General features: G+C 34.0%; 5 protein-coding genes. 4 read left to right on the top strand and 1 reads right to left on the bottom strand.

Translation table 11 applies throughout. The features are described 5' to 3' along the window. Nucleotides 1-596 precede the first annotated feature (596 nt). Complete coding sequence (locus BOW57_RS19025; RefSeq protein ID WP_129056577.1) at nucleotides 597-1613, bottom strand: LLM class flavin-dependent oxidoreductase; 1017 nt, start codon at nucleotides 1611-1613, stop codon at nucleotides 597-599. Nucleotides 1614-1787: 174 nt separating this feature from the next. Between BOW57_RS19025 and BOW57_RS19020 the strand changes: the two genes are divergently transcribed. The 4 genes from BOW57_RS19020 to BOW57_RS19005 all read left to right on the top strand — a co-directional run bounded on the left by BOW57_RS19020 (nucleotide 1788) and on the right by BOW57_RS19005 (nucleotide 7056). After that, the gene (locus BOW57_RS19020) at nucleotides 1788-2303 is read left to right on the top strand and encodes a DUF2975 domain-containing protein (protein WP_129056575.1); all 516 of its coding nucleotides are present in this window, start codon (nucleotides 1788-1790) and stop codon (nucleotides 2301-2303) included. A gap of 2 nt (nucleotides 2304-2305) precedes the next feature. Further along, the gene (locus BOW57_RS19015) at nucleotides 2306-2512 is read left to right on the top strand and encodes a helix-turn-helix transcriptional regulator (RefSeq protein WP_012024053.1); all 207 of its coding nucleotides are present in this window, start codon (nucleotides 2306-2308) and stop codon (nucleotides 2510-2512) included. A 115-nt stretch (nucleotides 2513-2627) separates the two neighbouring features. Continuing rightward, nucleotides 2628-3512, top strand: a complete 885-nt coding sequence (locus BOW57_RS19010; RefSeq protein ID WP_129056573.1) for an ABC transporter ATP-binding protein — start codon at nucleotides 2628-2630, stop codon at nucleotides 3510-3512. 4 nt (nucleotides 3513-3516) lie between these two features. Next, nucleotides 3517-7056, top strand: a complete 3540-nt coding sequence (locus BOW57_RS19005) for a M1 family aminopeptidase (RefSeq protein ID WP_129056571.1) — start codon at nucleotides 3517-3519, stop codon at nucleotides 7054-7056. Nucleotides 7057-7259 lie beyond the last annotated feature (203 nt).

The following is a 7259-nucleotide window of genomic DNA, read 5'->3' as shown; positions in this document are numbered from 1 at the left end:
GAAATCCTTGTCAGTATTTCGGTGAACGTTTATCGCTGTTGCGGGTGCAAAAGTACCACCTTTATCCAGTTAAACAAGACTTTTTGCAAAGTTTTTTTAATCTTTTTTTAAGTCGCTGATTTTGCGTTTTTTACAAGGTAAAGTTTTTTAGTGGTTTTGGGATTTTTGCAGTTTTGAGCCGTTTTGCTCTGTTTTGTCTGGTTCTGCCTCGAAGGCACTAAGTTCGAAGTCCTATTTTTTCTGTGTGTTTTTTAATCTCGCAGAGGCACAAAGACGCAGAGTTTTCTTTTTTTCCTTCGTTTTTTCTTCCGGAAATGTATTATCATTCGGAAATTTTCTTTTGAAAACGGATTTCTTAGCCCCGATAGTAGTGAAAATCCTTTTGTGCCGGGGTTCGGCACAAAAGATTGAAACGGATAGCGGGAATAGCTCCTTATTAAATTTATATATTTAGCTAAACTACCTTGCGCATAAGACGCACTGCTGTGCACCTCTACGGAAAATTGGGTTTTAATTTATCCTATACATATATATGTATAAAAAATAAACCCGATAGATTTTGAAAACCTGTCGGGTTGTGAGAATGAAATCTACTCTTATATATGTATACTTTCATTTAGGCTGTCGATTACCTCTTTTGTAACTTGAATGCTTTTTAGTTTTGCCTGATGATCAAAGATTGGACTTGTTACCATTAGTTCGTCAATTCTTGCGTAGTCGATAAACTTTTTCAAATCGGTTATTAATTGCTCTTTGTTTCCTGTGAAGGTTCCAGCTGTCATTTGATTCACATGGAAACGTTCTTGCTCATTCATTATATCATCTAATGATGGAACCGGTGGCTGTAAACCTTTACGGTCGTTTCTAATTAAGTTTAGAAACATTTGATACAAACTTGTAGACAATAATTCAGCCTCTTCGTTTGTGTCGGCAGCAATAATATTCACACAAGCCATTGTTTTTGGTTTGTCCAAATATTCTGAAGCTTGGAAATTTTCGCGGTAAAATTCAAACGCCTGAATCATCAGTTTTGGCGCAAAGTGCCCTGCAAAGGCATAAGGCAATCCGTAAGCCGCTGCTAAAGCCGCACTGTCCATACTTGAACCTAGAATCCAGATTGGCACTTTTAGACCTTCGGCTGGGAATGCACGTACTTTTCCTTTTTCATTTTCGCTGGAAAAATACTCTTGAAGTTTGCTTACGTTTTGAGGAAAACGCTGTGCCTGCTCAAAAAAGTCTTTACGAATTGCTTCGGCGGTTGGCTGATCTGTTCCTGGCGCTCTTCCTAAACCTAAATCGATTCGGTTTGGATAAAGCGTTTCCAGAGTTCCAAATTGTTCTGCAACTACTAAAGGAGAATGATTCGGCAACATAATTCCGCCAGAACCTACTCGGATGTTTTTGGTCTGACTTGCCACATAACCAATTAAAACAACAGTTGCTGTACTTGCAACGTGTGCCATATTGTGATGTTCTGCAAGCCAAAACCGCTTGTATCCTAAAGTATCTGCTAATTGCGCTATGTCTTTTGTTTTTTGAAATGTTTCTGTGGCATTGCTATCTTGAGTGATAATAGCGAGCTCTAATAATGAGACTGAAATTGGGTTTTTCATATAAAAAAATGCTAGTCTACAAAATTAACTCATTTATACGGATGCCTTTTGTTTTCTAATGTTAATAGATTTATAATATTCTCCAAAATGCGCAATCAAGCAATTTTTAATAATTAATTATTGTTTTACGATAATTAATTATACATTTGCAATATCAATCTAACTTTTCATTATATGAAGACAACTCATATTGTATCTAAAATATTATTTTACTTTACCCGATTTTTGGCTGTTGTTTATTTCTTTTTGGCCGCATATTCTATTTTTACTTTAGTAACGGGATTATTTTTGACTTTTAAGGACAACGGAAAGTATTTTCAGGTTTGCTATCCTTTTACTTCTCATCCTTTAATGCTTGGCGATTACAATCTACCGTATATTTTATTTGATTTTCTAGCTCCATTGAGTTTGTATGGGATTTTCTTTTTATTGAGCAGTAATGTTTTTAAAGTATTTTTTCAGCCTAAACTGTTTACTCAAAACGGAATTTCTCATTTAAGGCGTTTCTATTTATCGAACTTATTAATTCCAAGTATTGTAATATTTGTGGCTTTCTTTTTTGTTCCACTGGATAATGAAGTTTCGATTTTTATTCTATTACACGGAATGCTTGGTGTTTTTGCTTACTTTTTAGCAGCCATTTTTAAACAAGGTTTAAACCTTCAGAACGAACAAGACTTATTTATATAACTATGCCAATAATTGTAAATGTTGATGTAATGCTTGCCAAGCGCAAGATGCAGAGTAAAGAGTTGGCAGAAAAACTAGATATTACGCCTGCCAATTTATCGATTCTAAAAACTGGAAAAGCAAAAGGAATTCGGTTTGATACTCTCGAGGCTATTTGTAAAATATTGGATTGCCAGCCCGGAGATATTTTAGAATACGTGGCAGAATAGCTTTCTTTTAAATCTTATTTTACTCTTAATAAATCGGTTTTTGAAGCCGACAGGTATTTTATTGCCTAATTTTTTCAAATCCCATTTTAATTCAATCATCTAAATCAATCAAAAAATGAACAGTTTATCAATCCAAAATCTCAGCAAAACGTATGAGAACGGTACAAAAGCGATTGACCAATTATCGCTTGAAATTACAAACGGAATGTTTGGTTTACTCGGACCAAACGGCGCTGGAAAATCGACTTTAATGCGAACTATTGTCGCTTTGCAGGAACCTACTTCGGGAATTATTGAATTTAACGGAATTAATACTCTGGAAAACCCAATGTTTATCAGGCAAAATTTGGGGTATCTGCCTCAGGAATTTGGCGTTTATCCTAAAATTTCTGCTTATCGCCTGCTCGATCATTTGGCGGTTTTAAAAGGAATCGTTGATAAAAAGGAACGTCAAGATCAAATCTTGTATTTGTTACAGCAGACGAATTTATTACAGCATAAAGACAAAGCGGTTCATTCTTTTTCCGGCGGTATGCGTCAAAGGTTTGGAATTGCGCAGGCTTTGTTGGGAAATCCGAAGATTATTATTGTGGATGAACCCACTGCGGGACTTGATCCGGAGGAAAGAAACCGATTTAATAATTTGCTGAGTGAAATTGGCGAAAGCATTATCGTGGTTTTATCGACGCATATTGTAGAAGACGTTCGTGACTTATGTCCGCAAATGGCGATTATCTCTAACGGAAAATTGATTTTGGAAGGAAAGCCAAACGAAGCGATCGATTCTTTGAAAGATAAAATCTGGATGAAGTCGATTGAAAAAGCAGAACTAAAGGATCATCAATCGAACTTTAATATCATTTCGTCTAACTTAAATTCAGGAAAAATCAATATTCATGTTTTCTCCCATCAACGACCAGATTCTGGTTTCGAATTGATATCGCCAGATTTAAGCGATGTTTATTTTAGTGTTTTGGCTCAAAATCAATTTAAATATTAGTGTTATGCTTTCTAAATTAATTCAATTTGAATGGCATAACAATACCAGAAGCTGGACTTTTTATGCCACGTTTATCATTTATTTGGTTTTAGGATTTTTTGTGAGTGCTTTTGCGAATTTCTCTTTTTCGGGAGCTTACAAAAATAGTCCGTACGTGCTTACTTATGCGATTGGTCTCATTTCGCTGATGACGATATTTTCGATTACGCTTCAGGTTGCGCAGAGTTTTTTAAAGGAATATGAAACGAAATTCGATTCGATTATTTTCTCTGCTCCTATTTCTAAGTTCCATTATTTGCCTCCAAAATTTATTACCGCATTTATAATCGCCGCAGTTTCTTTTGGAATGTTTATCGTCGGAATGATCGTTGGACATCAAATGTCATGGCTTTCTAAAAGCGAGATTGGTTCTTTTGAAATTATAAATTATCTCTGGCCATATTTTGTAATTGTGATTCCGAATATTCTGTTGTGTCTTTCAATACTGACTGTTTTGGCGTGGCTTACGCGAAGTAAACTTTTAATCTACGTTGGCGGTTTATTAATTTACATCTTATATATTGCGGGATCGATTTTTTCTAATTCGCCAATCTTTGCAAATGCTTCTCCATCTTCGGCGAAAGCCATGTCTTTGGCAGCAAAAATAGATCCGTTTGGTTTGGCTGCGTTTTTAGAACAAACGAGATATTGGACTTCCATTGAAAAAAATACTGAACTGGTTTCGCTTTCTGGCAACTTTCTTTTCAATAGAATATTGTGGATTTCGCTTTCCTTGCTTTTACTTTTTATTTCGTATCGATTGTTTTCCTTCCGAAAAACAAAAACTAAAAAGATAAAAACCTCAAAAACTATTTCAAAAGAAGCAAAAGTCCTTTCTTCGGAAATTCCAAAAAACATCGAGTTCCAAACTTTCAAACATAATTTTACTCTTTTTAAAAGCAATATCAAGTTGGATATTTTTTTAGTTCTAAAAGGAATTCCGTTTTTATTGATTGTTCTTTTATTTTCGGGATTATTGGCAATCGAAATTTCGGATGAAATTGACGGCGGCATCCGATTAGCGGAAAAAATTACGGATACGGCTTTGATAATTTCCACGATAATGGATCGTCTGCCGTTTATTCTGATTCTAATTCTCCTTTTTTACAGCAGTGAATTATTAAACAGAAGTGAAAATTCGAAATTTGAAATGCTGGAAAATACTGCACCGTATTCTCAGTTCATAGTTTTACTATCCAAATTGACAGCGCTTTTTATAATTCCGTTAATCATTATCAGCATTAGTATTTTGATTGGATGTATATTTCAGATTGCGAATGCGAATGCTCCAATCGAAATTGGTCTTTATCTTTCTTTGTTTTATTATCTCGGATTTCCGTTGTTGTTGATCTCAATTTTAATAATCGCAATTCAGACTTTTATTAAAAATAAATATATCGGACTTTCGATTGCTTCTTTTATATGTCTTCTATTTTGCACCGGAATTGGAGAGCAATTGGGAATTTCACATCCTTTACTGCGATTTGGAGATGCTTTTAAAAAAGAATATTTTGATTTGAATGGTTTCGGAAAATACACTTTTCCGTTTCATATTTCGATGTTATACAATTTCGGATTAGCTTTACTGCTTCTTACTTTGACAGGAATTTTATGGAAAAGAAATACTTCAATCCTAAAAACCTTTCGAAGAAATTCAGTTAATGACATTCAGAAAGTAACTTTTTCTTTAGGAATTATTCTTTTTATTGGTTTTGGAAGTTATCTTTTTTATAAAACCAATATCGAATATCCGTATTTGACCGAAGAAGATCAAAATAACTGGAGCGAAAAATACGAGAATCAGTTTAAAAAATATAATGATCTGGCTCAGCCAACTATTGTTTCTGTAAAAAGCAAAGTCGATTTATTTCCTGAGGAAAATCGTTATGAAGTAAAAGGCACTTATGAATTGATCAATAATTCTGAAAAAACCATTGATAGTCTACTCCTATATATAGATCGAAATTCGAAACTGACTTCTGTTGAAATTCCGAATTCTAAAAATCTGGATGATGTTTGGGCATTTCATCATTATTGGTATCGATTGGAAAAACCTTTACAACCTCAGCAGAAAATGAAAATGAGTTTTTCTTTTGAGTCTTCGTGGTCACCATTTAAAGGACATACTGCTTTTAATTCTATAATTGAAAATGGATCGTTTATGCGAATAAGCCGTTACTTTCCGCTTTTTGGTTATCAGGAATCGAATGAAATCAGCAGTAAAAAAGAACGTGCGAAAAGGCATTTGATACCACAGACACCTCTTAAAAAGTTGGAAGACAAATCGGAAATTAGATATGATTTTGTTGATTATGATGCTGTGGTTTCGACTTCTAAAAATCAAACGGCGATAGGTGTTGGGGATTTAATTGGAAATTGGACAAAAGACAACCGCAATTATTTTCATTATAAATCTAATGGTAAGATTCCGTTTCGATTTGCTTTTTCTTCTGCCGAATATGAAATCCAAAAAACGAGTTATAAAGGTGTTTCGATGGAAGTTTTTTATGATAAAAGACATTCCAGAAACATCAAAAAACTAATTCAAGATGTAAAAAATACTTTAGATTACTGCCAAAACAATTTTGGAAAATATCCATATAAAACGATTCGTTATGTCGAAGTTTCTGCTTTCGCCGATGGCTTTGCAGCAACTTCTTATCCGTCAACAGTTTTTATGAAAGAGAATTTTGGATTTTACAGCAACCTCAACAATAAGGATAAGGAAGATGTAATTAATCAATTAACGGCGCATGAATTGTCGCATGAATGGTGGGGAAATTCCCAGATCAATCCAGAACAAAAAGAAGGAAGCTGGATTTTAACCGAAACGTTGGCACAATACACGGAATTGATGTTGTATGAAAAAGAACATGGTTTGGAAAAAGCGCTCGAAACTTTAAAAATTCATCTCGATTTATATTTGAGCAGTCGAAGTTACGATCCTGAAACGCCTTTGTATAAAACGAATTACGACACACCGCATTTACCTTACGACAAAGGAATGCTAATTATGCATCAGCTTCGGATTTTAATTGGTGAGGAAAAGGTAAATCTGGCTTTGAAAAATTTTCTGAACCATTATAAATATCCAAATCCGTTTCCTGATTCTGAAGATTTATTAAAAGAAATTTATGGAGTGACAGATCAAAAACTACATTCTAAATTAGATGAAATGTTTAAGCAGATTATTACGTATTCATCCAAAATAGAATGGGTTTCAAGTATTAATAAGAAGGTTTTTTATGAAGTTTCTTTTAAAGCGGTTTCTGAAAAATATAAAGAAAATGCAACGGGAGAACGAAAACAACTTGCAAACGATACCACAATTGATATCGGTATTTATGATGAAAACGAAAAATTGATTCGTTTTCCTTTTACTATCAAAAACAATAAAATTGAGGGTAAAATAAAACTCAAAACGAAACCTCAACGCATTGTTATTGATCCGTATTTAATGAATATTGACACTTTTATAAAGGACAACGAAAAGGAGATTGATTAGTTCTTTTGCCACGACTCGAGCAATAGCGAACAGGCGAAACAATTCCGCGAATTTCCACAAATTTTTAATTTTAGTTTTTGAGGTTTCAACCGATGGAAACGTTATGAATTGGATGTAATTATATATTGTGTACCCGTGGTTAAAACCACGGGCTATGTTTGAAATAAAAACCAGTCAAAAAATAGGAATTAGAGAAATTCGTG

The organism is Flavobacterium sp. YO64, assembly GCF_004119505.1.
Classification (GTDB): Bacteria; Bacteroidota; Bacteroidia; order Flavobacteriales; family Flavobacteriaceae; genus Flavobacterium; species Flavobacterium oncorhynchi.
The sequence above is the reverse complement of the archived record's forward strand: the minus strand, read 5'-3'. Positions and strand labels throughout refer to the sequence as shown.